The 25,946-nt window shown below is 69.4% G+C and carries 23 protein-coding genes; 9 read left to right on the forward strand and 14 right to left on the reverse strand.

The annotated features are described in order from the left end of the window. Window positions 1-2 precede the first annotated feature (2 nt). Genes ABVF28_RS15365 through ABVF28_RS15375 form a run of 3 tightly spaced genes read right to left on the reverse strand, consistent with a single transcriptional unit; the run spans window position 3 to window position 1,610 of the window. Window positions 3-614, reverse strand: coding sequence for a hypothetical protein (locus ABVF28_RS15365; protein ID WP_371031160.1), 612 nt, complete (start codon window positions 612-614; stop codon window positions 3-5). A gap of 47 nt (window positions 615-661) precedes the next feature. Next, the gene (locus ABVF28_RS15370; protein WP_371031161.1) at window positions 662-1,276 is read right to left on the reverse strand and encodes a hypothetical protein; all 615 of its coding nucleotides are present in this window, start codon (window positions 1,274-1,276) and stop codon (window positions 662-664) included. Next, window positions 1,242-1,610 (reverse strand): winged helix-turn-helix transcriptional regulator, encoded by a 369-nt coding sequence (locus tag ABVF28_RS15375; RefSeq protein ID WP_371031162.1) that lies wholly within the window; start codon window positions 1,608-1,610, stop codon window positions 1,242-1,244. The genes ABVF28_RS15370 and ABVF28_RS15375 overlap by 35 nt, the downstream gene beginning before the upstream one ends. A gap of 178 nt (window positions 1,611-1,788) precedes the next feature. On the opposite strand from ABVF28_RS15375, the gene ABVF28_RS15380 reads away from it, so the two are divergent. Continuing rightward, window positions 1,789-2,433: an NAD(P)-dependent oxidoreductase gene (locus ABVF28_RS15380; RefSeq protein WP_371031163.1), complete on the forward strand. Its 645-nt coding sequence runs from the start codon at window positions 1,789-1,791 to the stop codon at window positions 2,431-2,433. Between the two features lie 123 nt (window positions 2,434-2,556). Here the strand turns inward: ABVF28_RS15380 and ABVF28_RS15385 are convergent, their stop codons facing one another. From ABVF28_RS15385 to ABVF28_RS15400, 4 genes are all read right to left on the reverse strand, one after another. Further along, entirely contained in the window at window positions 2,557-3,582 is a 1,026-nt protein-coding gene (locus tag ABVF28_RS15385) for an NAD(P)-dependent alcohol dehydrogenase (RefSeq protein ID WP_371031164.1), read from the reverse strand. Beyond that, on the reverse strand, window positions 3,579-4,232 hold the full coding sequence (locus ABVF28_RS15390) for a hypothetical protein (protein WP_371031165.1): 654 nt from the start codon (window positions 4,230-4,232) through the stop codon (window positions 3,579-3,581). The genes ABVF28_RS15385 and ABVF28_RS15390 overlap by 4 nt, the downstream gene beginning before the upstream one ends. Before the next feature lie 41 nt (window positions 4,233-4,273). Next, window positions 4,274-4,936 carry a GAP family protein gene (locus ABVF28_RS15395; protein ID WP_371031166.1) on the reverse strand — a complete coding sequence of 221 codons (663 nt, stop codon included), beginning with the start codon at window positions 4,934-4,936 and terminating at the stop codon, window positions 4,274-4,276. Window positions 4,937-5,227: 291 nt separating this feature from the next. Beyond that, window positions 5,228-6,559, reverse strand: a complete 1,332-nt coding sequence (locus ABVF28_RS15400; protein WP_371031167.1) for an aspartate aminotransferase family protein — start codon at window positions 6,557-6,559, stop codon at window positions 5,228-5,230. A 235-nt stretch (window positions 6,560-6,794) separates the two neighbouring features. Between ABVF28_RS15400 and ABVF28_RS15405 the strand changes: the two genes are divergently transcribed. The 3 genes from ABVF28_RS15405 (at window position 6,795) to ABVF28_RS15415 (ending at window position 9,640) form a co-directional block, all read left to right on the forward strand. Next, on the forward strand, window positions 6,795-7,844 hold the full coding sequence (locus ABVF28_RS15405) for a phosphotransferase enzyme family protein (protein ID WP_371031168.1): 1,050 nt from the start codon (window positions 6,795-6,797) through the stop codon (window positions 7,842-7,844). An 82-nt stretch (window positions 7,845-7,926) separates the two neighbouring features. Then, the gene (locus ABVF28_RS15410; protein WP_151424981.1) at window positions 7,927-9,180 is read left to right on the forward strand and encodes an ammonium transporter; all 1,254 of its coding nucleotides are present in this window, start codon (window positions 7,927-7,929) and stop codon (window positions 9,178-9,180) included. A 121-nt stretch (window positions 9,181-9,301) separates the two neighbouring features. Further along, window positions 9,302-9,640 carry a P-II family nitrogen regulator gene (locus ABVF28_RS15415; RefSeq protein WP_104254769.1) on the forward strand — a complete coding sequence of 113 codons (339 nt, stop codon included), beginning with the start codon at window positions 9,302-9,304 and terminating at the stop codon, window positions 9,638-9,640. Window positions 9,641-9,746: 106 nt separating this feature from the next. Here the strand turns inward: ABVF28_RS15415 and ABVF28_RS15420 are convergent, their stop codons facing one another. Continuing rightward, a complete protein-coding gene (locus tag ABVF28_RS15420) occupies window positions 9,747-10,292 on the reverse strand; it encodes a CGNR zinc finger domain-containing protein (protein ID WP_371031169.1) in 546 nt (181 codons plus the stop codon). 38 nt (window positions 10,293-10,330) lie between these two features. On the opposite strand from ABVF28_RS15420, the gene ABVF28_RS15425 reads away from it, so the two are divergent. Then, complete coding sequence (locus ABVF28_RS15425; protein ID WP_371031170.1) at window positions 10,331-11,344, forward strand: DMT family transporter; 1,014 nt, start codon at window positions 10,331-10,333, stop codon at window positions 11,342-11,344. A 175-nt stretch (window positions 11,345-11,519) separates the two neighbouring features. Here the strand turns inward: ABVF28_RS15425 and ABVF28_RS15430 are convergent, their stop codons facing one another. From ABVF28_RS15430 to ABVF28_RS15440, 3 genes are all read right to left on the reverse strand, one after another. Further along, window positions 11,520-12,149: a 2'-5' RNA ligase family protein gene (locus ABVF28_RS15430; RefSeq protein WP_371031171.1), complete on the reverse strand. Its 630-nt coding sequence runs from the start codon at window positions 12,147-12,149 to the stop codon at window positions 11,520-11,522. Between the two features lie 145 nt (window positions 12,150-12,294). Then, the gene (locus ABVF28_RS15435; RefSeq protein WP_258067802.1) at window positions 12,295-13,188 is read right to left on the reverse strand and encodes a dihydrodipicolinate synthase family protein; all 894 of its coding nucleotides are present in this window, start codon (window positions 13,186-13,188) and stop codon (window positions 12,295-12,297) included. Further along, window positions 13,181-13,879: an NUDIX domain-containing protein gene (locus ABVF28_RS15440; RefSeq protein ID WP_104310137.1), complete on the reverse strand. Its 699-nt coding sequence runs from the start codon at window positions 13,877-13,879 to the stop codon at window positions 13,181-13,183. The genes ABVF28_RS15435 and ABVF28_RS15440 overlap by 8 nt, the downstream gene beginning before the upstream one ends. 170 nt (window positions 13,880-14,049) lie before the next feature. Here ABVF28_RS15440 and ABVF28_RS15445 point away from each other — a divergent pair, with 170 nt between their 5' ends. Together ABVF28_RS15445 and ABVF28_RS15450 are read left to right on the forward strand one after the other, a co-directional pair. Beyond that, a complete protein-coding gene (locus ABVF28_RS15445) occupies window positions 14,050-14,631 on the forward strand; it encodes a nitroreductase family protein (RefSeq protein WP_179555724.1) in 582 nt (193 codons plus the stop codon). Window positions 14,632-14,755: 124 nt separating this feature from the next. Continuing rightward, complete coding sequence (locus tag ABVF28_RS15450; RefSeq protein WP_371031172.1) at window positions 14,756-15,535, forward strand: isocitrate lyase/phosphoenolpyruvate mutase family protein; 780 nt, start codon at window positions 14,756-14,758, stop codon at window positions 15,533-15,535. 105 nt (window positions 15,536-15,640) lie between these two features. Here ABVF28_RS15450 and ABVF28_RS15455 read toward each other — a convergent pair whose 3' ends face one another. Both ABVF28_RS15455 and ABVF28_RS15460 read right to left on the reverse strand, forming a co-directional pair. Beyond that, window positions 15,641-16,168, reverse strand: coding sequence for a hypothetical protein (locus tag ABVF28_RS15455; protein WP_371031173.1), 528 nt, complete (start codon window positions 16,166-16,168; stop codon window positions 15,641-15,643). Between the two features lie 100 nt (window positions 16,169-16,268). Next, complete coding sequence (locus ABVF28_RS15460) at window positions 16,269-18,440, reverse strand: ATP-dependent Clp protease ATP-binding subunit (protein ID WP_179555721.1); 2,172 nt, start codon at window positions 18,438-18,440, stop codon at window positions 16,269-16,271. Window positions 18,441-18,628: 188 nt separating this feature from the next. Between ABVF28_RS15460 and ABVF28_RS15465 the strand changes: the two genes are divergently transcribed. Further along, the gene (locus tag ABVF28_RS15465) at window positions 18,629-19,180 is read left to right on the forward strand and encodes a methylated-DNA--[protein]-cysteine S-methyltransferase (protein WP_371031174.1); all 552 of its coding nucleotides are present in this window, start codon (window positions 18,629-18,631) and stop codon (window positions 19,178-19,180) included. A 3-nt stretch (window positions 19,181-19,183) separates the two neighbouring features. Here the strand turns inward: ABVF28_RS15465 and ABVF28_RS15470 are convergent, their stop codons facing one another. Further along, a complete protein-coding gene (locus ABVF28_RS15470) occupies window positions 19,184-20,272 on the reverse strand; it encodes a substrate-binding domain-containing protein (RefSeq protein WP_371031185.1) in 1,089 nt (362 codons plus the stop codon). Window positions 20,273-20,512: 240 nt separating this feature from the next. Here ABVF28_RS15470 and ABVF28_RS15475 point away from each other — a divergent pair, with 240 nt between their 5' ends. Further along, complete coding sequence (locus ABVF28_RS15475) at window positions 20,513-25,915, forward strand: fibronectin type III domain-containing protein (protein ID WP_371031175.1); 5,403 nt, start codon at window positions 20,513-20,515, stop codon at window positions 25,913-25,915. The last annotated feature ends 31 nt before the right edge of the window (window positions 25,916-25,946 follow it).

Below are 25,946 nucleotides of genomic sequence, written 5' to 3' on the forward strand. Positions count from 1 at the left end.
CGCTACTCGCTCGGCTCGAGCGGCACGATCTGCTGGAACGGCGGGATCTTCTCCCCGCTCTGGTCGCCGCCGAAGACCGTGCTCTCGCCGCGGTCGTAGACCAGGTCGAACTGCGTGTAGTCATCGCGCAGCCACGCTCCGACCCAGCCGGTCACCGTCTCACCCGGCTGGACGCTGTTGATCGGCGTGTACCCGGCGGCGGTCATCGCCGGCGCGAGCGTCTCCGGGTTCGTCAGGCCGAGCGAGACGTAGTCGAGGTTGACGTCGCGGTCGGTGATGGAGACCAGCGTCGGCCTCTCCGCGCCGCCGTACTCGTCGCCCGCAGTGAAGCGGACCTTCACGAGCACCGCCTGGAGCCCGTCGGAGACGGACGCGTTCGCCGCGGACTCGAAATCTGTCACCATCGCGAGCGTGGTGACGGACGTTCCCGTGAGCTCGTCCGTGATCGTCTGCTCGACGATCGGGGTGCTCGGGGGCTCCGCGATCGTCGGCGTCGGGGACGCCGCCTCAGGGGACGAGCCCCCAGAGGTTCCCGTCCCCGTGCAGCCACTGAGTGTGAGCGCCGCGGCGACAAGCGCGGAAACGAGAGCGAGGCGAGCGGCTGCGAACGTCATCGAAAGATTCTCGCATCGAGCACCGCCTCCTGCGTTCCTGACGCCCGCTACTCCTCCGCCAGGTATGCCGCGAACGTCAGCGGCGGCCGGCCGGTGACGCGCTCGACGTCACCGGTCACTCGAGACAGCTCGCCGCTCGCGATGGCCGTGTACGTGCTGACCCAGGCGTCGTTCTGCCAGGCGGGCGCACCCCACTTCGCCCGCGACTCGTACGCCTCCTCGATGCTCTCGTCGTGGAAGGTCACCGCCGTGCCCCGAGCGTGCGAGATCGCCGCGGCGATCTCGGTCGCCGTGAGCGACTCAGGGCCGGTCAGGTCGTAGGTCGCCCCGCGGTGCGCATCCGGTGCGAGCAGCACGCTCGACGCGACCGCCGCCACGTCGGCGCGGCTCACGACCGACACCCGGCCGTCGCCAGCTGGCCCACGCAGTACGCCGTCGTGGCCGACGAACATCGGCATGACGTCCATGTAGAAGTTGTCCCTGAGGAAGGTCCACGTCATCCCGGAGGCCTTGAGGTGCTCTTCCGTCGCGAAGTGGTCGCGAGCGAGCGTGAACGTCGAGTCCGGCGAGGCGCCGAAGAAGGACGTGTAGACGACGTGCTCGCTCGTCTGGGCTCCGGCGGGCCGCTCATCCGCGCGCCGCGTCGTACTCGAGCTGCGCATCCGCGACGCCGGACATGTGCTCGGTCGCCCACTCGGTGAGCACGCGCAGCGGGCCGAGCAAGCTGCGTCCGACATCCGTCAGCTTGTAGTCGACGCGGGGTGGGACCTGCGGAAACACGGTGCGCGTGACGAGGCCGTCGCGCTCGAGTCCGCGGAGCGTCTGGGTGAGCATCTTCTGGGAGACACCCTCGACCGCGGCCTGGATCTCCGAGAAGCGCTTCGGCCCCTCGTGCAGCGTGCCGACGACGAGCACCGTCCACCGGTCGCCGATGCGGTCCAGCAGGCGGCGCGACGGGCAGTCGCGCACGTACGGGTCCCAGAGCGGTTCGGACATGCCCCACCTTTCTTTGGTAACTGCACGGTACTCAGTCACCGAGAGAGACTCAAGGGCTACGCCACAGGCACTTTGCGGTAACCGACGCTCCCTGAAGTGCCTTCTTCCCCTCCCCGCAGTCGGTCTCCTACGGTGACTGTCGGCGCCCGACACCGGTCGCCGAGACGAAAGGACCACCATGGCCAAGATCACCATCCTCGGCGGAACCGGATACGCCGGAAGCAACCTCGTCAAGGCGGCAGCGTCCGCGGGCCACGAGGTCACCTCGTTCAGCCGCTCGCGCCCGGAAGAAGAGATCGAGGGCGTCGCCTACGTCAGCGCCAGCGTCCTCGAGGACGGCACGCTCGAGCACGCCATCGACGGCGCCGACGTCGTGGTCTCCGCACTCGCGCCTCGCGGCGACCTGGAAGGCCGAACCCGCGGCGTGCTCGCGCAGGCCGCGGCACTCGCCGCCGCGAAGGGCGTGCGCTTCGGCGTCGTCGGCGGCGCCGGTTCGCTCTTCGTCGCCGAGGGCGGCCCACGGCTGTTCGACACGGAGGGCTTCCCGGATGCGATCAAGCCGGAAGCCGCCGAGATGGCGGGCGTGCTCGACGACCTCCGCGCATCCGCCCCTGAACTCGACTGGTTCTACGTCAGCCCCGCCGCCGCGTTCGGCGCCTGGGCACCCGGTGAGGCGACGGGCGAGTACCGCATCGGCGGCGACGTGCTCCTCACCGATGCGAACGGCGACTCGAACATCTCCGGCGCCGACTTCGCAACCGCGATCATCGCCGAGATCGAGCACCCCGCCCACCGTCGCGCGCGCTTCGGCGTCGCGTACTGAACCGCGGCACCGGCAGGCCTGGGGGTTGCGCATGCTCCTGGCTCAACCACCATGCACAACCCCCAGGTCTACGGGCGGCGCAGCGGGGAGGCGGACCGGGAGGCGGGAGCGAGCTGGCGCGAGCTACGGGACGATGACGGCGCGACCGCGGATCTCGCCAGCGTGCAGCTTCTCGTAGGCGGCGGGTGCCTCGTCGAGCGAGAACTGCTCGACGTGGATGTTGATGGCGCCGCGCTTCGCGAGCTCCACGACCTCCATGAGCTCCGTCCTGGAGCCCCAGTTGATGGCGCGGCCCGTGACGTCGAGGGGCACCGTCGTCTGACCGATGGGCACGGCGCCGCTCGCGACACCCACGACCACGACCGAGCCGGCGGCCGCGACCATCTTCGCCGACAGGTCGGCCGTCGGCTGGATGCCGACGAAGTCGAACACGACGGTCGCCCCGAGGCCGCGGGTGAGGTCCTTGACCGCTGAGATCGCGTCCGGGTTCGACAGGAACGTGTGGTCCGCACCGACGGTGCGGGCGAGCCCGAGCTGCGCCTCGCCGACGTCGAGCACGACCACCGTCGCGGCCGACAGCGCCTTGAGCAGCTGGATGGCGACGTGGCCGAGGCCGCCGGAGCCGATGACGACCGCGGTCGAGCCGGGAACGAGCTTGGGCAGCGCCGACTTCGCGGCGCGGTACGGGGTGAGCCCAGCGTCCGTGAGCGACACGTTCTTGACCGGGTCGAGGTCGCCGATAGGCACGAGGTGGCGCGCGTCGTCGACGATCATGTAATCGGCCATGCCGCCGTCGCTGAAGATGCCGGGCGCGCGCATCCCCTTCTCGCAGTTCTGCTCGGCCCCGCTCGCGCAGTGATAGCAGCGGCCGCAGCCCCACGGCCCGTAGACGATGACGGATTCACCGATCTCGACGTCGTGGACGCCGCTGCCGATCGCCTCGACGACGCCAGCGACCTCGTGGCCGAGCGTGAGCGGCAGCGGCTTGAAGGAGTAGTCGTCCTCGGATGCGCCCATGATGAACTCGTCCGAATGGCAGGCACCGGCGGCCGTCACCTTGAGCAGGATCTCGCCGGCGGCCGGCGTGGGGGTGTCGATCTCGACGAGTTCGGGGCGCGAGCCGATCGTGCGGTACTGCAGTGCTCTCATGGCGCTGCCTCTCTCCGGGCGGAGCGACAGCCCGGCGTCAGTGTGCGACGCGAAGCGCCGCGATCCCGGAAGTGGGGTTCCGTCCGATGCTTCGCCTCGCTATGTGGTGAGTCAGCGAATTCCGGCTGGGCGAGCACAGCGCGACGGCCCCACCAAGCCCTCACGCCGCTCCTGACGCCCACCAAGACCGCGAGCAGGAGCAAGACCAGCGCGGCGCATCCGCTCGTCGCGTAGATCACCGAGTCCCAGCCAGTGTGGTCGCCACCGCTGGTGCCGAACGCGTCGGCGACATTCATACCAACGCCTAGCGACGCCCAGAAGAAAGGAAGTCCACCGAGGAACAGGAGGCCCGCTGCCACGGCAGCGCTCTGGACCCACGTCGCGCCCCGCCTGAGGGAGAGCACAAGACTTCCGAACCCCAGCAGCAGCCCCGGACCCAGGAGCATGACAACCACCCAGACGTGAATGGTCTCGTTGGAGCGAGCTGCGTGGATGTAGATCTCCTCGAGGATCATGTCGGGGACCGCCGCGAGAGGGTCGAGCACAAGACCCTGCAGCATCCCGAGGCCCGCGTACCCAGCCACAATCAGGAACCCGACACAGCCGACCACGATGGCAGCGGCCGACCGCTCCGGCTTTTCGACGCTCATGTGAGTGAGACTACCCATGGCCGCCACGATGCCAACACTGCTCACACGAAGAAGGCGGCGACTGCGACGCAGACGGCCGCGAGCGTGAAGTGCAGCCCGGCCATGGGTCGGCTCGCGCTCACCTCGCCGCTCGTGAGGCGCGTGTACACCGCGCGGAACCCGTCGCGGGGGCGATCCTTGAGCACGATGCCGACCACCAGCACCGCCACGGTCGGCACGGCGTAGATCACGGTGTACCCCGCGAGAGCAGCAACAGCCGCGGCGCTTGGAACCCCGGCGTCGATGAGCCGCTCCACCGCGAAGAACATGGGGAACGCGTTCGGGAGGTCGGCGAGCGTCGCGACGACACCGAGTGGGAACGCGGTGAGGGGATTCACCCAGCGCAGCAGCGGATAGCCGCGGCGCTCGCGCGTGCGGAAGCGTCGAACCCCGAACACGACGAACATGACCCCGAAGCCCACGAAGATGATGCGCCGCATCCACGTCGCCAGATCCTCGACGAGCGTGCCCGCGAAGCTCGCCCCGAAGTACACGAGCATCGTCAGCCCGAAGAACGCGACGACCGCGCCTGCCGCGTAGACCCAACCGGTCGCGGCGGGCCGTTGCACGGTGAGCAGGATGAGGATCACGACGGCGATCGTCGACAGGTTCAGCGAGTCGACGACCGCGAGGCCGATGAGCGCCGCGATGAGACCGCCGCTCACTGCTCGCTTCCCCGCATGCCGTGGACTCTACCGGGCGCGGGCCCCCTCAAAGGTCTCTCGCCCCTCGCGACGTGGCACCCCGACAACGCATGCGTGGAGGCCAGCCGTGCGCGGCGAGGCGAGGCCCCCAGGAGGCGCCTCTGATTGCTGCCCGCGCAGTCAGGGTGACGTGGCACACGGATCGATCGCAGACTGCGCAAAACACACCCCACGTCACCTTGAGTGTCAGCCCGGCGACCCAGAGCGTCCCGATGAGCGCCGCAGACGCGGCACTCCATCGACGCAGTCGCCTCAGCGCGCCGGCACGTCCGCGAGCGCCGCGGCGAGCGCATCCGTGAACCGGTCGATGTCGTGCTCCTGGAACGACAGTGGGGGTCGCACCTTGAGCACGTTGTTGTTCGGCCCGGCGGTCGAGGTGAGCACTCGGTGCTCGCGCAGCGCGTTGACCAGCGCGAGCGCGGTCGCACCGTCCGGGGTCTTCGAGGCGGGGTCGGCCACGATCTCGACTCCCGTGAACTGGCCTGCCCCGCGCACGTCGCCGATGCGCGAATCCCCCACCGAACGGATCGCGGCGCGCAGCTGATCGCCGACAACTGCCGCGCGCTCTGGCAGACCCTCGTCGCGCAGCACGTCGAGCACCGCCTGCGCGGCCGCGATCGCGACCGGGTTGCCGCCGAAGGTGTTGAAGTACGGGATCCCCGTGGCGAACGGTTCGAGCACCTCGGGCCGCGCGGCCATGCCGGAGACGGGGATGCCGTTGCCCATGGGCTTCCCCATGGTCACGATGTCGGGCACGATGTCGTGCCGGGCGAAGCCCCACATTCGCGGGCCGAGGCGACCGAAGCCGGGCTGCACCTCGTCCGCGATCCAAACGCCACCCGCTTCGTGCACGGCGTCGAACGCGGGCCTGAGGAAGCCAGCCGGGTCGGCGGCGACGCCGTCTGAGGAGAACACGGAGTCGGCGAGGAACGCCGAGAACTTCACCCCGTGCTTGGCCAGGTCGGCGATCGCGGCGCGGATATCGGCGGCGAGCTTCTCCCCGACCAGCTCCGGCGCGGTGCGGTAGGTGTCGGGCCCCGGCACCGTGCGCACCTCGAGGCCGAGCGTCTGGCCGCTGCCGAGCGCGGGCGAGACGGCCGAGGTGAGCCCGGACGTGCCGTGGTACGCCTCGCTCGTGACGATGACGCCGCTGCCACCCGTGTAGGCGGCCGCGACGCGCAGCGCCAGATCGTTCGCCTCCGAGCCGGTGCACTGGTACATGACCTGGCCGATCTCGGCGGGCATGGTCGAGAGCAGGTCCTCGGTGTAGTCGAGGATCGCCTCGTGCAGGTAGCGCGTGTGCGTGTTGAGCGTGCCGGCCTGCGCCGCCATCGCCTCCACGACCCGCGGATGCGCGTGGCCGAGGCTCGCGACGTTGTTGTACATGTCGAGGTACTCCACGCCGTCGCTGTCGTAGAGGTATGTGCCGCTGCCGCGAACGAGGTGCACGGGGTTCGAGTAGAAGAGCCGGTAGGAGGGCCCGAGCAGCCGCGTTCGCCGCTCGATCATGGCCGAGGTGCCGGCCGCCGCAGAGGACTCCCCCACCCGGTAGCTGTTGCCGTCCATGATCGTCGATCTGCTCACGTGACGTGTCCTCTCCCGCGGGCGTACTTCGCCCGTTCGGCGCTCCGATCCTGACCGGCGCAGACAAGCGCACTGTTTCCTCCCGGTAAATCGTGTGTAACGAGTGCCCATCTGGGCCGCATCTTCAGCGAATCAGCACCTAGACATGGAGCACCCCGCACTCAGCCGGCACACACCAGAGCCGCCGCGACCCGCGCATCCGCCGCTCGGATCGCCCCAGCCCGAGGAGACGACCATGATCGAGGCAACGCTCAAACAGCCCGTCTCGGGGCTGCGCGTCTTCGACGCTCTCGTCAAGGGTGAGCCTGCTCCCAGCTGGCTGCACGACGGGATGCTCGCCGCGTTCGGGATCCCCCCGGAGGCCTCGACGAAGCTCATCTCCGTCTCCGAGAACGCGTCGTACCTCGTCGAGCTCGGCGGCCAGCCCGTCGGCGTCGTCCGCCTCCAGCAGCCCGGCTACCAGGAGGGCGACGAGCAGCTCCGCTCGGAGATGCTCTGGGTCGAGGCCATCCGCGACTCCGGATGCGCGGAGGTCCCGTCGCCGATTCCCGGGGCGGACGGGCAGGTGACGCAGCGCATCCCGTCGCCGGACGGGCTGACGCTGAAAGCCGTCTACTTCGAGCACGTGACGGGGTCGATCCTGCAGGACGTCGACGACGCCGCCCCGTGGTTCACGGAGCTCGGGCAGATCACGGCACGCCTGCACGACCACGCCCGCAGCTGGCGGCGGCCCGCGGGCTTCGACCGCTTCACCTGGGGCCTCCCCGACCTGCTCGGGTCCACCGCACGGTGGGGCGACTGGCGACGCGCCTCGCTGACGCCGGCGCAGCTCGACCACCTCGAGCGCGCCGAGATGGCGGCGCTCATGCGCGTGCAATGCGCGCCAGCCGGCTGGCAGGACTGGGGCCTCGTCCACTCAGACCTCCGCCCGACCAACGTGATCCGCGACGGCGAGCGCCTCATCGTCATCGACTTCGACGACTCGGGCTTCAGCTGGTTCCTCTACGACTTCGCGTCTGCCCTCACCTTCCAGGAGCACAAGCCTGAAGTGCGCACCATGGCCCGCAACTGGATCGACGGATATCGATCCGAGGGGCAGCTCACCAGGGCGCAGCTCGAGCTCGGCTGCGCACTCTCGATGGTGCGCACCCTCACGATGCTCGGCTGGAGCACCACGCACCGCGACGAAGCCCTCCCGCCGGACCTGCAGGGCGGTGGCGTCATCGACGCTGCCATCCTCGCCGCCGACAACTTCCTCGCCTCGCCCACCTGGCTCGTCGACTGACTTCGGGGCGACCACGCCCCGACTGCTCCACCCGTGCATCCCGCACGCCCCTCTCCCATGACCCCAACCCAAGGAGCCATGTATGCCCGCTGCCGATCTCGCCTGGATGCTCGCCGCATTCGGTCTCGTCCTCCTGATGTTCCCCGGAATCTCGTTCTTCTACGGAGGAATGCTCAACAGCAAGAACATGCTCAACATGGCCATGATGGTCTTCGGATCCATGGCCGTGGTCGCCGTCATCTACGTGCTCTTCGTGCACGGCATGGTGCTCGGCAACTCGGTTGGCGGTGCCGGAATCATCGGCGACCCGCTCGCGTTCGTCGGCATGGAGTCGTTCATGACCGACGCGTCCGAGGGCGACATCATCTCCGTCGACGCGTACTGGGGCGCCTTCTACATCCTGTTCGCCGCCATCAGCATCGCGATCGTCGCGTCAGGCGCCGCCGGCCGCATGAAGTACTGGGCGTGGCTGATCTTCGCCGCGCTCTGGACGATCCTCGTCTACGCGCCCCTCGCCCACTGGGTGTTCGCGTTCACGAGCGACGACGGCGAGACGGTCGGCGGGTGGATGCGCAACGTCCTCGGCCTGCACGACTACGCCGGCGGCACGGCCGTGCACATGAACGCCGGGGCTTCCGCCGTCGCACTCGCGATGGTGCTCGGCCGCCGCAAGAACACGGAGCTGCGACCCCACAACATGCCGCTGGTGCTGCTCGGCGCGGGCCTCCTGTTCTTCGGCTGGATCGGCTTCAACGGCGGCACGGCCGCTGGCGCGAACTTCCTCGCCGGCTACGTCGTGCTCACCACCACCCTCTCCGCGCTGACCGGCGCCTTGGGCTACCTGCTCATCGAGCGCATCCGCGACAAGCACGCCACAACACTCGGCATGGCGACCGGCATGATCTCGGGCCTCGTCGGCATCACCCCCGCAGCGGATGCGGTCACGCCGGTCGGAGCCCTCGCGCTCGGCTTCATCACCGGTGCCGTCGTCGCGCTCTGCATCGGCTGGAAGAACCGCGCGAAGGTCGACGACGCGCTCGATGCGTTCTCCGTGCACGGCATCGGCGGCATCGTCGGAGCCCTGTTCGTCGTGTTCCTCGGCGCAGCCGCGGCACCGGCCGGCATCGCTGGCGTCTTCTTCGGCGGCGACCCGAGCCTCCTCTGGCGCGAGCTGATCGCCATCGTCGTGACCTGCGTGTACGCGTTCGTCGTGACCTACCTCATCGCGTGGGTCATGAACAAGATCGTGCCCATCCGCGTGCCGGACGACGTGGAAGCGGTCGGCCTCGACCGGGGCATCCACGCCGAGCGAGCGTACGAGATGGAGACTCGCTGACCATGATGGGTGCATCCGCCCGACCACAGTTCGCCCCGCGCGACCAGAACACGCAGACACCCCGCGTCCCGCACGACCAGAACACGCAGACAACGCCCGCACAGAAGAGGAGCGCCCGCCGATGAAGCTCGTGACCGCAGTGATCCAGCCGACCAAGGTCGACGACGTGAAGGACGCCCTCGAGGCGGCAGGCTTCACGGGCCTCACCATCACGGAGGTGGAGGGGCACGGCCACCAGAAGGGGCTCACCGAGTACTACCGGGGTCAGGCCGTGAAGGTCTCGTTCCGCGCCAAGACGCGCGTGGAGGTGCTCGTCGCCGACGAGACCCTCGACAAGGCGCTCGAGGTCGTCGTCGAGGCGGCCCGCACCGGCAACGTCGGCGACGGCAAGGTGTGGGTGACGGATGTGAGCCACGTCATCCGCGTCCGCACCGGTGAGTCCGGGCCCGCCGCCGTGTAGCTCGCGCCGGCCGGCTCCCCCAAGAGCGTTGTGGCCCGTTGTTGTTCCCGGCACTGGGAGCAGCAACGGGCCACAACTTCGCGCCTCGGCGTTGGTTCCCGGAGCCTCAGGCGTGCGGATGCTCGCGGCGGCGGGCGCGGTAGGCCGCGACAGCCGTGCGGTTCGCGCAGCGCGTCGAGCAGAAGCGCTTCGCGCGGTTGCGGGTGAGGTCGACGACGATGCCGTCGCAGCCGTCGGCGCTGCAGATGCCGAGGCGCGACATCTCGTCGGCGCGGATGAGGTCGACGACCGCGAGCGCCGTCTCGACCGAGACGCGCTCGTCGAAGGGACGGTCGGCGCCGACGGCGTGCAGGTGCCAGTCGTGCGTGTCGTGGCGGACGAGCTGCGGGGTGGCGTCGTACTCGACGAGCGTCTGGTTGACGAGGGCCGCGGCCGAGTCCCGGTCGGCGGTGAGCAGCTCCCGCAGGCGAGGTCGGATCGCGCGGACGCGCTCGAACTCGGCGTCGTCCCCGTCGAAGCGGCCCGTGTAGCCGAGGTCGCGGAAGAAATCCGCGAGCTCGTCCCGGGTGCGGAGCGTGCGCGGCTCGACGTCGCTGTTGACGATCGCCGCGGCTGCAGCGAGCGCCTCCTCCGTGTCATTGGTGAAAAGCACCTTTGCAGATTACCAAACGCGAGCTAGTGTCATGTTCTATGAAGGCAAACGCCAATGACTCGACGACCGCAGCCGCCGCGGCGAGCACGCCTGCGCCGAACACGGCACCGCTTGCGCGCCTCGCGCCTGCGGCCAACTCTCGCCTCGCATCCGGCCTCGTCTTCGCCCTGATCTCGGCGGGCGCCTTCGCCCTGTCCGGCCCCTTCGCTCGCGGACTCCTCGATGCCGGCTGGACACCCGGTGCCGCCGTCACGGCACGCGTCTCCCTCGCCGCACTCGCGCTGGCCCCCGTGGCGCTCCTGGCGCTGCGCGGCCGCTGGCACCTTCTCGCCGACCGCGGCAACCTGATTCGCCTCGGCGTCTACGGAGCCATCGCCGTCGCCGGCACGCAGCTCGCCTACTTCACGGCCGTCGCGACCCTGCAGGTCGGCGTCGCCCTGCTCATCGAGTACACGGCACCGGCCATCGTCGTGCTGTGGATGTGGCTGCGGCACCGCCAGCGCCCCCACGCCCTCACGCTCATCGGCGCGGGCATCGCGGCCGGCGGACTGCTGCTCGTGCTGCAGATCTTCGGTGGCGTCCAGCTCGATCTGGTCGGCGTGCTCTGGGCGCTCGGCGCGATGCTCGGCGTCGCCTTCTACTTCGTCATGTCGGCCGACACCGACACCGAGCTCCCAGCGACCGTGCTCGCGGGTGGAGGACTGCTTGTCGGAGCCATCGTGCTCGGACTCGCCGGGCTGGTCGGCGTGCTGCCGATGACCGTGACGGATGCGCCGGTCCAGCTCGGCGGGGCGTCCATGCCATGGTGGGCCGCGGTCCTCATGCTCGGGCTCGTGACTGCGGCGGGGGCCTACGTCACCGGCATCGCGGCCGCGCGCCGCCTCGGTCCGCGACTGACCTCGTTTGTCGGGCTCTCCGAGGTCGTCGGCGCCGTGCTGTTCGCGTGGCTGCTGCTCGGCGAGCTCCCCAACCCGGTGCAGCTGGCCGGCGGCGCGCTGATCCTCGTCGGCGTGGTCGTCGTCCGGCTCGGCGAAGCTCGCATCACCCGCTGACCTGCACGATTCGTTCGGCTCGCTCGGCTCGTTCGGCTCGCTCGGCTCGCTCGGCTCGCTCGGCTCGCGACGGCGGGTCAGCCGCGGGCGGCGGGCGCTCTGACCAACATCAGTGCGATATCGCTCGAAAACCGGCGCAAACCGGCCGCGCGGGCCGATTCTGCACTCATGTTGGTCAGGCGAGCTGGTGCGCGGTGCCGACGTGCGCGTCCCAGAGCCGCAGCTCGGTGGCCTGCGCCTCGATCGGCTCCAGCTCGAGCGCCGAGAGTGCGCGATCCAGGTCGGTCAGCTTCAGGCGTCGGGCAAGGGTGACGTGCGGCGTCCAGCTTCCCGGCGTCGTGTGCGGCAGATCCGAGGCGGCCGAGACCGCTCCGGAGAGCACGTGCACCTCGGCGTGGAGCTCAAGCAAGCCGCTCGTCGGCAGCACGGTCCGGGCGAGCACCGCGCGGTCGCCGTGCCGGAACAGCAGGGGCGCACCCAACGTCACCGCCAGGGGGAGGCGACCGGATGCTCGGCGCACTTCGGCAGACACGAGCGGAGGATGCACCGTCGCAGCATCGGGCTCGGACTCCGCGGCGGCGCCAGCACCAACACCAACACCAACACCAACACCAACATTCAGCCCTGCAGCGTCGACCGGGGCGACGCCGCCGCGCACCAGCAGCGACAGATGCGGACGGTTGCTGGCACTCGTGTGGGCGCCCAAGCTGGACACGCCGAGCTCCTGCAGCACGCGCCACTCGTCCCGGATACGGGCCTCGGTCACGGGGTCGAAGAGCAGCTCGAGGCTGACGATCTCACTCACGCGTCACCCGCCGATCCGGAGATCCAACAGCCAGGCAACCCCCTGATCCAGTGATCCAGTGATCCACTCATCCAACAGACCACCGACCCGCGAACCCACTGCCGGGTCGCCGCCTGCCGGGTCGCCACCCGCCGACCGCCCCACCTCAGATCGCGCGGAGCGCCGCCGCGACGGCACGCTGACCCGAAGCATCGAGCTCGTGCACGGGCCTCGGCAGGTTGACGGTTGGCACGAGTTCGAGCTGGGCGGCGATGGCGGATGCGACGCGGTAGCTGCCGTGGGCGCGGAACAGCTCCCAGAGCGGGTCGAGTCGCGCCGAGAGGCTGAGCGCGAGCTCCGCCTCGCCCCGGAGCGCGGCCCGGGTGATGGCGAGGCACTCGGTGGGGAGAACGCCGGCGAGCACCGAGTACCAGACGTCGCATCCGCCGAGCAGGCCGGCCGCGGCGTAGGGGTCGCCGCTGATGCCGACGGAGATGGGCCGGCCGACTGCGTCGCGGAGCGCGGTGACTCGCGAGCTCACCTGTGCCACGTCCAGCGATGCTGGCGGGATCTTGATCGACCGTACGAGGTCGAGGCCGGCGATGCGCGCGTGCAGGGCGTCGCTCACGACGATCCCCGTGGTGGTGGGGTTGTCGTAGACGATGATCGGCAGGCTCGAGGTGGCGGCGACGTCTTCGTAGAGCCCGTAGACCTCGTCCTCGGTGAGCGGCTGGTACGACACCGGGGCGAGGAGGACGGCCGCGGCGCCGGCATCTTCTGCCGAGCGGAGGTTCTCGAGCACATCGCGGGTCCGGAGCGCGCCGATGCCGACGATGACGGGCACGGGCCCGGCGTGCTGCACGGTGAGCTTCGCGACGGATGCCCGCTCGGCGACGTCGAGGTACGCGTAGCTGCCGGTCGAGCCAAGCGCGCTGATGGAGTCGACCCCGGCCGCCTGCATCCGCTCGACGAGCCCGGCGTAGCGGGCCGCGTCGACGCCTGTTGATGTGATGGGTGTGAGGGGGAAGGCGCTGAGGCCCTCGAACAACGGGTCAGACATGGGTTCCTCCTCGCGAGGCGGGCCAGGGCAGGTTCAAGGCCGCCCACTGCAGCAGCAGCACGGTCTTCGCGTCTTGGATCTCGCCGCTCGCGATCATCCGCAGCGCCTCGTCGAAGTCGAGGGCGACCGATTCGATCTCCTCGCCCTCCTCTTCGACGCCGCCACCGCCGGTGACTGACGCGTCGGCCGACCAGGGGGCTGCGAAGAAGTGGATGCTCTCGGTCACCGACCCTGGGCTCATGAACAGCTCGAAGACCGGGGTGACCTGGCCGACGACGACGCCGAGCTCCTCCTCGGCTTCGCGGCGGATCGCGTCCTCCGGGGAGTCGCCATCGAGCAGGCCGGCGGCGGTCTCGAGGAGCATGCCGTCTTCGTGTCCGTTGACGTAGACGGGGTAGCGGAACTGGCGGCCGAGGAGCACTTTGCGTGCGTCGAGGTCGTAGAGCAGGATCGTGGCGCCGTTGCCGCGGTCGTAGGTCTCGCGCTGCTGCGTCGCCCATTCGCCGTCGCGTCCGCGGTACCGGAACGTCGTGCGCCGCAGCACGTGCCAGCCGTCGGACGTGACCTCGACGTTCTCGACCTCGACGTTGGGGTTGCGGGTCAGGTCACGTCCGACACGATCGAGGCCCGTGCGACCGCGGCTGTCGGGCACGTCGACGCCGAGATGCCCGTGGGTGTGTGGATGCGACATGCCCCAAAGATACGCACGGGCTTGGGCGGGCGCATCTGGAAATACGCCGTAACCCTGATCGCTCCGCACAGCTCGGGGGAATAGCTTGCAACTACAACTGGTTGTTGCCGTACGGGTGGCCACGGCCACCTCCCCCGCAGACCCGCGCATCGCGCCAAGAACGGAGTCACATGACCGAGCAGCTGACCGTCCGCAACGAGACTTCCGTCCCGATCCTCGACGCCCTCTCCGATCGTTGGAGCCCGCGCGGTTTCGACGCGAACCATGAGATCTCCGATGAGGACCTCACGGCGATCTTCGAAGCCGGGCGGTGGGCGCCCTCGGCGAGCAACACGCAGCCGACGACCCTCGTCGCTGGGGCCCGTGGCACGGCGACGTTCGACAAGATCTACGGCGCCCTCATGGACTTCAACCTAGCCTGGGCGGACCGTGCCTCGCTCCTCATCGCCGTCACCGTCGAGCATGAGCGCGACGGGAAGGCGCTGCGCTGGGCCGAGTACGACGCGGGCGCAGTCGCCGCGCACCTCTCGATCGAGGCGCAGTCGCGTGGCCTCCACACGCACCAGATGGGCGGCTTCCACGTGGATGCGCTCGCCGAGGCGCTCGAGCTGCCCGCCGGTCGGACCCCGATCACGGTCATCGCCGTCGGCCAGCACGACGACTCGGACGCCGTGAACGAGAAGATCCGCGCCCGCGACACGTCGCCGCGCTCACGACGCGAGCTCAGCGACTTCGCGTCGATCGAGCGCTGAGCCGCGGCCCGACGAGGCTCACCGCCCGGCATCAGCCGGGTGCCGTAAGAACAGTGACCGTGGCCGCACGGCCATATCGCTCGGGTCGCCCCGGCCCGCATCACCAGAAGCAGAGGACAGCACGATGACGGATGTCAGCACAGCAGACCGCGCCAATCGCTTGGCAGAACTTCACCAGGCCCGGGAGATCCTCCGAGTCGTGAACGTGTGGGACGCGATCAGCGCCCAGACCGTCGCGGCCCTTCCCGAGACGAAGGCCATCGCGACCGCGGGCCACTCCATCGCCGCCTCCCACGGCTACGCCGACGGCACCATGCCCCTCGACGTCGCCCTCGCGGGCGCCAAGGTCATCGTCGACGCCGTCGACCTACCCGTGACGGCCGACCTCGACGACGGCTTCGAGGACCCGGCCGAGACCATCCGCCGCGCCATCGGGCTCGGCATCGTGGGCGCCAACGTCGAGGACCGCCTGCGTCCGTTCGACGAGTCGGTCGCCCGCGTCGCCGCCATCATCCGCGCAGCCGAGGGCGAGGGCGTCAACTTCCAGCTGAACGCGCGCACCGACGCCATCGTGCGCGGCGGCGAGCGCCCCATCTCCGAGAGCATCGACGACGCGATCGCCCGCGGTCGCGCGTTCCTCGACGCTGGCGCATCCCTCGTCTTCGTCCCGGGCGCCGTCAACCGTGAGACGGTCGAGCCGCTCGTCGAGGGCCTCGGCGTCGGCAAGCTGTCCGTCATCGGACTCCCAGGCGCGCTGACGGCGGCAGAGTTCCAGGAGCTCGGCGTCGCCCGCGTCTCCTACGGCCCGCTCACGCAGCGCGTCGCACTGCGCGCGCTTCGCGACCTCGCCACCGACCTGTACCGCACGGGCGTCATCCCGGAGGACACGCCCGCGCTCAACTAGTCGCGACGCCCCTGTCGGGGCCAGCACAGAGCGGCCTTGTGGTCGTCAGAACTGAGTCCTGACGACCACAAGGCCGCTCTCTGCGTTCAGGCGGTGACGCTGCGTTCAGGCGGTGACGCCGACCTCGCCGGTCGCGGTCGCCTCGGCGATGGCGCGCTTGCCCGCCCGGGCGCCGAGCGTGGCACGGAACCACAGCGCGCCCGCGACGGCGAGGCACACCATGAACGCGACGAGCGCGCCGACGACCGGCACGAGCGCCTCGCTCGGACCCGCGACGAACGGCATGAACGCGACGACGAAGAACGCGACGACCGCGATGGCCGGTGAGAACAGCAGCGGCAGCATCCACGCCTTGAAGAGCGGGGTCTCACGGAGCGCGATCCACCCGAACGTCGTCCCGACGGCGTAGACGGCGTAGGCGATGAGCCCGACGATGGAGACCAGCAGCACCAGCGGCACCAGCGTGCCGAGGAAGAACTGGTACGCGTCCCGGCCGAAGAGCACCATGACGTCGTCGCTGGCGACCGGCACGGAGGTCAGCCTCCGCAGCGACAGCGCGATGACGCCGACGATGCCGAGCACAGCCACGACGGGTGCGGCGATGAGAGGCAGTATCCAGCGCAGGTGCTCCATGCCGCTCAAGATAAGCGGGGTAGTGGATGCATGGCGCGCGCGACGCGCCCGAGTTACCCACCAGAGATCTCCGGCACCACGCTCCCCCGCCGCCAGCCGCCTACTCCACGGCGGCCGAATGCGGCGTCGTCGACTGCACGTTGAGCGAGTCGCCGTCGCTCGCCACGACCACCGAGACGGTGTCGCCGTCGCGCACGGTTCCCGCGAGGAGCGCCCGCGCGAGACGGTCGTCGATCTCGCGCTGCATGAGGCGCCGCAGCGGCCGGGCCCCGTAGATGGGGTCGTAGCCGCGCTCGGCGAGCCAGGCCCGCGCATCGTCGTCGACTTTGATCGTGAGCCTCCGCTCACCAAGCCTGCGCTGTAGGCGGTCGATGTAGAGCGCCACGATCTGCGCCAGCTCGTCCTGCGAGAGCGCACTGAACACGACGATGTCGTCGAGGCGGTTCACGAACTCCGGCTTGAACGACTGCCGGACAGCCGCCATGACGCGGTCCTCGCGCTCCTCCTGGGAGAGGAGCGGGTCGATCAGGAACTGCGAGCCCAGGTTGGAGGTGAGGATGAGGATGACGTTGCGGAAGTCGACCGTGCGGCCCTGCCCGTCGGTGAGCCGCCCGTCGTCGAGCACCTGCAGGAGGATGTCGAAGACCTCCGGATGCGCCTTCTCGACCTCGTCGAACAGCACCACCGAGTACGGCCTGCGCCGCACGGCCTCCGTGAGCTGCCCGCCCTGCTCGTAGCCGACGTACCCGGGAGGGGCGCCGACGAGTCGAGCGACGGAGTGCTTCTCGCCGTACTCCGACATGTCGATGCGGATCATGGCCTTCTCGTCGTCGAAGAGGAGCTCGGCGAGCGCACGCGCCAGCTCCGTCTTGCCGACACCGGTCGGGCCGAGGAACAGGAACGAGCCGGTGGGACGGTCGGGGTCTGCGATGCCCGCGCGAGTGCGGCGGATCGCATCCGCCACCGTCGCGGCGGCCTTCTCCTGGCCGACGAGTCGCTTGCCGAGCTCACCCTCCAGGTGGAGGAGCTTCTCCATCTCCCCCTGCAGCAGCCGCCCGACGGGGATGCCCGTCCACGCGGCCACGACCCCGGCGATGTCCTCGGCCGTGACGTGGTCGTTGACGAGCTTGGGCCCGCCATCTTCCGTGGCCTCGGCCTCATGCAGCTGCTTCTGAATGCCAGGCAGCTCACCGTAGAGGAGACGAGAGGCGAGCTCGAGGTTGCCCTCGCGCTGCGCACGGTCGGCGCGCATGCGGATGTTGTCGAGCTGCTCGCGCAGCTCGCCGATGCGGTTGAGGGATGCGCGCTCGACGTTCCAGCGCTCCTTCAGCTCCCCCAGGCGCGCATTCTTGGCGTCGAGGTCGGCACGGAGCGCGGCGAGACGCTGCTTGGACGCGTCGTCGTGCTCCTTCTTGAGCGCCAGCTCCTCGAGGCGAAGCCGGTCGACCTGCCGCTGGAGCGTGTCGACCTCGACCGGCGAGGAGTCGATCTCCATGCGGAGGCGGGACGCAGCCTCGTCGATCAGGTCGATCGCCTTGTCCGGCAGCTTGCGGCCGGTGATGTAGCGATTCGAGAGGGCGGCGGCGGCGACGAGCGCCTGGTCGGCGATCGAGACCTTGTGGTGCGCCTCGTACCGCTCCTTCAGGCCGCGGAGGATGGCGATCGAGTCTTCGACGCTGGGCTCGCCCACGAACACCTGCTGGAAGCGTCGCTCGAGCGCCGCATCCGACTCGATGAACTGGCGGTACTCGTCGAGCGTCGTCGCGCCGATGAGGCGCAGCTCGCCGCGGGCGAGCATGGGCTTGAGCATGTTGGCGGCCGAGATGCTCGACTCGCCGCCGCCAGCGCCCATGAGGGTGTGCAGCTCGTCGATGAAGGTGATGATGCGGCCGTCGGACTCGGTGATCTCCTTGAGCACCGCCTTGAGCCGCTCTTCGAAGTCGCCGCGGTACTTGGCCCCCGCGATGAGCGCCGACATGTCGAGACTCACGAGCTCCTTGTCCTTGAGCGACTCGGCGACGTCGCCGGCGACGATGCGCTGGGCGAGGCCTTCGACGACCGAGGTCTTCCCGACGCCGGGCTCGCCGATCAGCACGGGGTTGTTCTTCGTGCGGCGGGTCAGCACCTGGCTGACGCGGCGGATCTCGGAGTCACGACCGATGACCGGGTCGAGCTTGCCCGAGCGGGCGATGTCGGTGAGGTTGATTCCGTATTGTTCGAGTGCGCTCTTGGCCTCTTCGTCTGGTGCCTGAGCGCCTTGCATGTTTGCCATGGGGCTCCTTGTTGAACGTGTGCTTTCGACTCAGACAAACAAGAGTTGAGCCGTGATGACTCAAGTTTAGAGCCTGGAGCGCGTCAGTGCCACCATCGGCGGCCTCCCTCAGTCAACTCCCAGCGTCGCGCATGCCGCCCTCTTCCGCGCCTGATCAGGACTTCTCCGAACGTGGCAGAGTTCTTGCCATGGCCGATACTCACGACGAGAGAACCGCCCCCTCCTTTTCGCTCCGCGTCGGCAGCGTCGAGCTGCTGGGCGAGCAGTTCTCCGTCGTGAAGGCGGGCGACTCGGACACGGTGCGCGCGGCCGGCTTCGGCAACCCCAGCTCGCTCGCCTACTCGGTGTTCGGCCGCCAGTCGGAGCTCCTCGACGTGCAGGCGCTCGGCGACACCGACCCGGCGCTCGCCGCCGTCCGCGCCTACGACGACGGCGACCCCGCGCTGCTCGAGACCATCGACATCCACCAGGACGGCACCGAGCTGCGCCGCGCCATGTGGCGGGCGGCGAGGCTCGTCGAGCCAGGCACCCTCGCCAGCTACGGCGACGTGGCCGCGATCGCGGGGCATCCCCGCGCCGCCAGGGCTGCCGCGAGCGCCTGCGGGGCCTGCCTCGTCGGCCTCTTCGTGCCCGTCCACCGCATCGTGCGGGCGAGCGGGAAGCTCGCGGGGCACGCCGCCGACATCGCCGTGCGGCAGGCGCTCATCGACCACGAGCGGGCGATGGGGATGGGCCGCTGACGGTCAGGAGGGGACGGCGGTCGACCTGCGCGCGTGCAGCACGGGGAGGACCCGTGTGCGCTGGACCGGGCGGCTCGGCCCCTCGTCGAGGCGAGACACCATCGTCTCGACAGCCAGGCGCCCGATGTGCTGCTTCGGGGGACGCAGCGCCGTAATGGGCGGCTCGGCATTCTGCGCCACCTCATCGTCGTAGGCGATGATCGCGAGGTCTTGCGGAATCGACCAGCCATGGTCGCGGGCGTACTGCTGCAGGAGGACCGCCTGAGGATCCGAGTGGATGAGCAGGGCGCTCACCGAGGCCCGGCGACAGTCGTCGAGCAGTCGGGCGATGAGCTCCTCCCTCGCCTGCCCGTCCATGGCGTCGAGATTCGCGTCGACGTCGACGGCCGTCTCAAGGCCGAGCTCCTTGACGGCGCCGGTCCACCCCTGCCGCAGCTGCGCTGAGGTCGGGGAGCCCGCCGACGTCAGGATGCCGACCCTGCGGTGTCCGAGCGCCGCAAGGTGCTCGGCCGCGAGGGAACCGCCGAAGACGTGGTCCGTGGTGACCCATTCGAGACTCGTGAGCGAGCCGACAGACGCGGCATGGCGTTCCGCCAGCACGACGGGCACCGGGAGAGACTCCAGCCAGTGCAGGAGCGCCCAACCGTCGGGGCCGCTGGTCTCCGGCGCCGCGATGATCCCGTGCAGGCCTCCGGATTCGACGAGGGACGAGATCTGTCGACGCTGATCATCGACGGAGTAGCTGGCGCCGCGGAGCACCAGCTGCACGCCGAGGTCGGTGGCCGCCGCCCGCGCCCCGACGATGACCTGCGGCCAGTAGTAGCTGAGCGAGGGGGTGACCATGCCGACCCGGAAGCGGATCGGGGTGGCCTGTGCTGCGACCGTTGGCACCGACGTGTCGAGGCGACTCCGCAGGGTCGCGCCGCCGTGAACCCTGGTGAGGAGACCTCGGTCGGAGAGGTTCGTGATGTCACGCCGAATCGTGAGCTCGGACACCTCGAGCTGCCGCGCGAGCGCAGCCACTCGTACGGAGCCCGCGCGCCGGAGCTCGCCGAGGATGCGTTCTCGCCTCGTCAGACCGAACTGCGGCATGTCTTCCACGGATCCGAGCGTACAGAGGTGTTCGCTTCGCGTCGAGCACGAACGATCGTGTTCGTTTTGCTGGTCTTTTCCCCGGGCCCCCTCCAAGATCAGCTCGGAAGCACACAGTCGTGCCCGCCGCGCACTCGGTCGACGAGGCAGCGCGGACAGCGCACAGAACGGAGAGCGCACATGCCTCAGGACCAGCGGCTCGATCGAGTCTCGAGCGCCCCGAGAGCTCGCAGGAGGCGGATGAGCCTGTCCCTCATCGCGGCGACGGCGGCGGCGATGATCGCCCCGGTCCTCGTCTCACCGACGCCTGCCCAGGCCGCAGGATCAGACCCGGTCTCGGTCACCATCGACGCCGCAGACGTCGCGGCGGCCGCCGAGAACGTGAACGGGCTCACCTTCAAGGGCTTCGGCGTCCTCACCGCCAACTCGACGAGCGCGCTGCTCCTCGACTACAAGTCGCAGCATCCGGAGAAGTACTGGGAGCTCATCGAGACCCTCTTCGGGGGCGACCGCCCGATCATGAATACCATCAAGATCGAGATGGGCAACGACCGCAACACCTCCACGGGACCGAACCCGTCGACGATGCGCACGCGTGACGAGTACCCCAACGTGCAGCGCGAGCCGGGCTTCCAGCTCGCCGCCGACGCGCAGCTCGTCGCGCACGGCGACGTGCACGTCAGCATCCTGCGCTGGAACCGGCCGGCCTGGGCCACCGACCACGCCGCCCAGTACATCTGGTTCAAGAACACCGTGCTCGCCGCCTACCGCGAGTACGGGATCATGGTCGACTCGATCAACCCGGACGCCAACGAGACGAGGACCCCCGAGATCCAGCTGTACAAGGACTTCTCCGGCTGGCTCCGCGGCGACGAGAAGGGCTACGAGGGTACGAGCTCGGCAGACCCGAACAGCGGCTTCGACTCGGATGAGGAGCAGGACCTCTACCGATCCATCGAGACGGTCGCCGCCGACACGGTCGGCACCCCGCCGGTGTCCTTCGGCAACGAGATGATGTCCCCCACCGATTCCTCGCTGCGCGACGCGGTGGACGTCGTGGGCTTCCACTACTCGAGCGCCGACGACAGCGCCGGCAACCTCAAGAAGGTGGCCGAGCAGCTCGACAAGGAGGTGTGGAACTCGGAGGGCCAGTCCACGTTCTCCAACTCGGCCGACCGCCCGAACAACACCAACAGCGACGAGCAGGGCGGAACGGGCACCGGATTCGGCGGGCCGAACAGCGCTCTCGAGATGGGCAACTGGGTGACGACCGGGTTCGACGAGTCGCGACGCACCCTCAACATCTTCCAGCCCGCGATCGGCTCGTTCTACGACGGGTTCCAGTACTCGTCCAAGGAGCTCGTGAGCGCTCGCGACCCGTGGTCCGGTTGGCTGTACTACGACGGCGGTCTCGCCATGATCGAGCAGTTCACCAAGTTCGCGAAGCTCGGCTGGGAGAACGACGACAACACCGCCGGCATCTGGCGTGCCATCCCGCAGGCTTCCGACAGCCAGCTCGGAAAGGGCAACCCGCCGGACGGCGCACGTCTCGGAGGCGCGTCCTACACGACCCTGGCGGCTCCAGATGCCAGCGACTTCTCGACCGTCATCATCAACGACAGCAGCTTCACGAAGAGCTACCGCATCACGGCGAAGGACATGGCCCTCGGCGCAGACCGCACGGCCGAGCTCTGGGAGACTCGCGCCGCGGATGCCGGGCAGGCGTACAACGCCAACTACCTCGCACCCGTCGGGGAGATCGAGCCGAACGGGGACGGGCTCTACACCGTCGAGGTCAAGCCCTGGTCCTCGATGACCCTCACGACGCTCGACCAGGTGACAGCAGCAGCCGACGGCACGCTGACCGCCAAGGACGGCTACGCGAGCGCGCTGCCCACGTCCCCCGAATACACGGACCCGGCCGGCGGCCGTGACGTCCTGGACACGGACTCGACCGGCGCCCAGAACGGTGCCGCCGACGACACGTTCCTCTACGCCGACGACTTCGACTACGCCAGCACCGGCAACATCAGCGGCTACGACCCGGCCACCGGATCGCTCGTCGACTCCGGGGAGTCATTCCTGGACAGCCGCGGCGCGAAGGAGAAGCCGAGCGGGACGCCAGCCCTGCAGCCAGAAGATCAGGGCGTGACGCCCCGCTATACCAACGACACCAACGGCGCATTCGAGTCGGTCGCAACGGCGGATGCCGCCCACGGCCGCGTGCTCAGGCAGCAGGTGGGCCCAGGCATGGCCGGAGGCGCCTGGAACAGCGGCGACCCCAAGACGACGATCGGCGACGCCCGCTGGGCGAACTACACCGTGTCGGCCGACGTGCTCTTCGAAGCCGCGGGGGCGCAGTACGCGACCATCGGCGCCCGAGAGCAGGGCGGCACGGCGAACGGGCAGAACGTCTCGGCAGCCGAGCTCAAGGTCGAGCCCACCGGAGCGTGGACCTTCACCCGCTACGGCACGACGCTCGCCACGGGCACCGTGGCAGGCAATGCGGACGTCGCGTTCAACGCGGGCGCGGGCGTCTGGAACACCATCGCCGTGACCGTCGCCGCCGACACGTACACGGCCTCGATCAACGGCGTGCAGATCGCCACGTACACGGACGCCGCGCCGCAGGCAACCGGGCGCATCCAACTCGGGTCCAGCTTCAACTTCGTGCAGTTCGACAACCTGAAGATCGAGACGCTGCCCGGATACACGCCATACGCCACGCAGATCATCGACGGGATGCACCAGAGCAGCTGGTCGAACACGTCGACGCCGGTGCTCGAGTTCGACGCCAACTGGAGCCACGTCAACGGACAGGGCATGTTCGAGTGGCAGCGAACCGCATCCAAGAGCACCGCCAAGGGCGCCGCGCTGAGCTACTCCTTCACCGGAACGGGCCTGGACATCATCGGCTCCAACCCCGGAACTGCAACGCTCGATGTCGAGGTGGATGGGATCCCCGTCGCCCTCGGAGCCCCGACCTGGAGCGCGGGCAGCGCCCGAACGACGTTCACGCTCCGCGGCCTCGCGAACGGCGCTCACACCGTCGTCGTCAAGACGGCCAACGACAGCTCGCTCAACGTCGACTCGGTCGCCACGATCAGTGCAGTCGCGGATTCGACGCGCGTCGACACGGGAGCACTCACCGAAGCCGTCTCCACCGTCGCGCAGCTCGTCGAGGCTGACTACGCACCCCAGTCATGGGCCCCGTTCGCTGCCGCTCGAACGGCGGCGCAGTCCGCGGTCGCCGACCCGGTCGGGTACGGACTCGACGTCGAAGGCGCGACGGCGATCGAAGCGCGACTCGCATCCGCTGCAGACGCACTCACCCCGAAGGATGTGAGCGCCGACGTGACCGACCTTGGTTCCGTCGCCATCACCACCGCCGAGCGTGCCCTGCCCGGTTCCCTCACGCTCTCGGGGACCGAGGCGGATGTCATCTGGACTGCCGCGTCGAACGCCAGCGCGAAGACCACGGGTGAGCTTGCGACCTTCACGGCCACCGGCCGGACCGCGGAGAAGACCGAAGCCGGCGTCTACCAGCGGTTCTCGGCGAGCGTGCTCGTCATCCCCGCCGACCTCGACTACTTCATCGACTCCGGCTCGAGCGGGTCAGCAGCAGGTTCAGCTCATGCGGCCGCGGCGGCCGTCTCGCCCGAGCTCCGCAACGAGACTGCCGACCAGAAGTGGGACGGCGCGGCCCCAGGCAGCACGTGGGGGTACTCGACCGCGGCGACGACGCTCGCGGGCGGCACCCCACAGGACTGGGGGTCGTCGTACATCGGCGCCGACTTCAACAAGCCGGTGACCTACCACCTCACACTCCCCGCCGGTTCCTACAACATCGTCGGCGTGCAGGCACCCCGTGCCGGACTCACGACGAACCTGTCCGCGAAACTCACCGCGAACGGCGAGACCACCTCGAAGACAGCGGTCTCGACAGGGTCGGCGACGCCGATCGCGCAGACGCTGACGCTCGACGAGGACGCCGTCGTCGAGCTGGAGTTCGGCACCAACGGGACGAGCGGCTACAACGCCCGACTCGCGCTCGTCTACGTGCAGACGCTGCCCCGCGACCTCGGCGTGCAGGGCGTGCTCGACACCGATGACCCGCTCCCCGACACGGTGATGGTCGCAGACGCCGAACGGGCCGTCACGTGGGAGCCAGCCGCCCACGAGCAGGCCCGCACCGAGTACGAGACGATCACGGCGCACGGACGTCTGGACGACAGCGACGCACCGGTCGTCGCGCAGTTCGAGATCGTCCCGCCCGGGCTCGTCTACTTCATCGACGCCGGGACGAACGGCGTCGCCTCGCCGCAGTACGCGGCAGTGTCAGCAGCCGTCGACGGACTGCGAAACGACAAGGTCGACCAGGTCTCCACGTCGGCCGAGCAATGGGGGCATGTCGCGGATGGCATGAAGCTGAAGACCGGAACCGACCTCAAGGACAAGTACTCGACGGGTCTCTACCAGGACACCACCAAGCTGAGCTACCGGCTCCCACTCGAGGCCGGAACCTACACGCTGACCGGTGGCTTCACCGAGTGGTGGAACCTGAGCAGGACCATGTACCAGACCGTGTCGGTCCATGGCACGGAGCTCGCGAAGGGAAGCATCCCGCTCTCCGGCTCCACCCCCAAGCTCTCCGCAGGGCTGACCTTCACGCTCTCGGAGGCAGCCACGGTCGACTACCTCGTGACCAACGAGGGTGCTGGCGGCGAGAAGCCGGTCATCTCCTGGCTGGCAGTCGCCGACGAGACGCTGCCCGGCACCCCGCAGAACGCTGTCGCGGCGCAAGCGGGCGACACCGCCATCACCGTGTCCTGGGACGACCTCGAGGACACCGGTGCAGGGTTCACCGGCTACCGTGTCTACGAGGCGGGCGGTTCGGACCCGGTCTGCGAGGCAACCGAGACGAGCTGCACCGTCGAGGGGCTCGCTCCCGGCTCGACGCATTCCTACGAGGTGACCGGCGTCAACGCCTCCGGAGAGAGCCCCCGCTCGGCGGCGACCGCACCCGTGACCCTGAGCGAAGCTCCCACGGACGACGGTGCGACGAAGGCGCCAGGCAAGGGCGTGCTCTCCTCCAACGACGGCTGGAACACCGGCCTCCGCGACGGCGAGTTCCAGCTGACCATGAACCTGTGGTGGGGCGAGAACGGCTCCGTCTTCCGCCTCTACCAAGACGGCCAGCTGGTCAGCACGACACCGCTCACCATGAACTCCCCGGCGGCACAGTCAGCTGCCGTCGACATCGCCGGCCTGAAGAACGGAACCTACGTCTTCACCGGCGAGCTGGTGAACTCGAAGGGGATCACCGCGACGGAATCGCTCACGGTGACGGTGACCAACGCCTCCCCCGGCGCACCGTCCCTCTCCTCGGACAACTGGGACGGAGACGGCAGCTACACCGTCACCGCGAACCTCTGGTGGGGCACCAACGCCACCTCCTACCGGTTCCTCGAGAACGGTGTCGAGGTCGGCGCCGGCACGCTCACCGCAGCAAGCCCCGCGGCCCAGAAGGCGGTGCTGGAGGTCGAGGGCAATGCCCCTGGCCAGTACGAGTACACGGTCGAGTTCATCAACGCCGCAGGCAGCACGGTGAGCACCACGCACACCGTCTCGGTCACGAAGTAGCCGCACGCACTGGGTGGGCGCCGTATCGCAG

The sequence above is a fragment of the Pseudoclavibacter sp. JSM 162008 genome, from assembly GCF_041366455.1.
In the GTDB taxonomy this organism is placed as follows: domain Bacteria; phylum Actinomycetota; class Actinomycetes; order Actinomycetales; family Microbacteriaceae; genus Pseudoclavibacter.

What these genes read in the sequence shown, in the direction of transcription:
- ABVF28_RS15475 (WP_371031175.1), top strand. Translation starts at nt 20,513, where the DNA reads ATGAGCCTGTCCCTCATCGCGGCGACGGCGGCGGCGATGATCGCCCCG.
- ABVF28_RS15405 (WP_371031168.1), top strand. Translation starts at nt 6,795, where the DNA reads ATGATCGAGGCAACGCTCAAACAGCCCGTCTCGGGGCTGCGCGTCTTC.
- ABVF28_RS15425 (WP_371031170.1), top strand. Translation starts at nt 10,331, where the DNA reads ATGAAGGCAAACGCCAATGACTCGACGACCGCAGCCGCCGCGGCGAGC.
- ABVF28_RS15460 (WP_179555721.1), bottom strand. Translation starts at nt 18,440, where the DNA reads ATGGCAAACATGCAAGGCGCTCAGGCACCAGACGAAGAGGCCAAGAGC.
- ABVF28_RS15450 (WP_371031172.1), top strand. Translation starts at nt 14,756, where the DNA reads ATGACGGATGTCAGCACAGCAGACCGCGCCAATCGCTTGGCAGAACTT.
- ABVF28_RS15410 (WP_151424981.1), top strand. Translation starts at nt 7,927, where the DNA reads ATGCCCGCTGCCGATCTCGCCTGGATGCTCGCCGCATTCGGTCTCGTC.
- ABVF28_RS15455 (WP_371031173.1), bottom strand. Translation starts at nt 16,168, where the DNA reads ATGGAGCACCTGCGCTGGATACTGCCTCTCATCGCCGCACCCGTCGTG.
- ABVF28_RS15435 (WP_258067802.1), bottom strand. Translation starts at nt 13,188, where the DNA reads ATGTCTGACCCGTTGTTCGAGGGCCTCAGCGCCTTCCCCCTCACACCC.
- ABVF28_RS15465 (WP_371031174.1), top strand. Translation starts at nt 18,629, where the DNA reads ATGGCCGATACTCACGACGAGAGAACCGCCCCCTCCTTTTCGCTCCGC.
- ABVF28_RS15445 (WP_179555724.1), top strand. Translation starts at nt 14,050, where the DNA reads ATGACCGAGCAGCTGACCGTCCGCAACGAGACTTCCGTCCCGATCCTC.
- ABVF28_RS15385 (WP_371031164.1), bottom strand. Translation starts at nt 3,582, where the DNA reads ATGAGAGCACTGCAGTACCGCACGATCGGCTCGCGCCCCGAACTCGTC.
- ABVF28_RS15375 (WP_371031162.1), bottom strand. Translation starts at nt 1,610, where the DNA reads ATGTCCGAACCGCTCTGGGACCCGTACGTGCGCGACTGCCCGTCGCGC.
- ABVF28_RS15415 (WP_104254769.1), top strand. Translation starts at nt 9,302, where the DNA reads ATGAAGCTCGTGACCGCAGTGATCCAGCCGACCAAGGTCGACGACGTG.
- ABVF28_RS15370 (WP_371031161.1), bottom strand. Translation starts at nt 1,276, where the DNA reads ATGCGCAGCTCGAGTACGACGCGGCGCGCGGATGAGCGGCCCGCCGGA.
- ABVF28_RS15390 (WP_371031165.1), bottom strand. Translation starts at nt 4,232, where the DNA reads ATGAGCGTCGAAAAGCCGGAGCGGTCGGCCGCTGCCATCGTGGTCGGC.
- ABVF28_RS15440 (WP_104310137.1), bottom strand. Translation starts at nt 13,879, where the DNA reads ATGTCGCATCCACACACCCACGGGCATCTCGGCGTCGACGTGCCCGAC.
- ABVF28_RS15365 (WP_371031160.1), bottom strand. Translation starts at nt 614, where the DNA reads ATGACGTTCGCAGCCGCTCGCCTCGCTCTCGTTTCCGCGCTTGTCGCC.
- ABVF28_RS15470 (WP_371031185.1), bottom strand. Translation starts at nt 20,272, where the DNA reads ATGCCGCAGTTCGGTCTGACGAGGCGAGAACGCATCCTCGGCGAGCTC.
- ABVF28_RS15380 (WP_371031163.1), top strand. Translation starts at nt 1,789, where the DNA reads ATGGCCAAGATCACCATCCTCGGCGGAACCGGATACGCCGGAAGCAAC.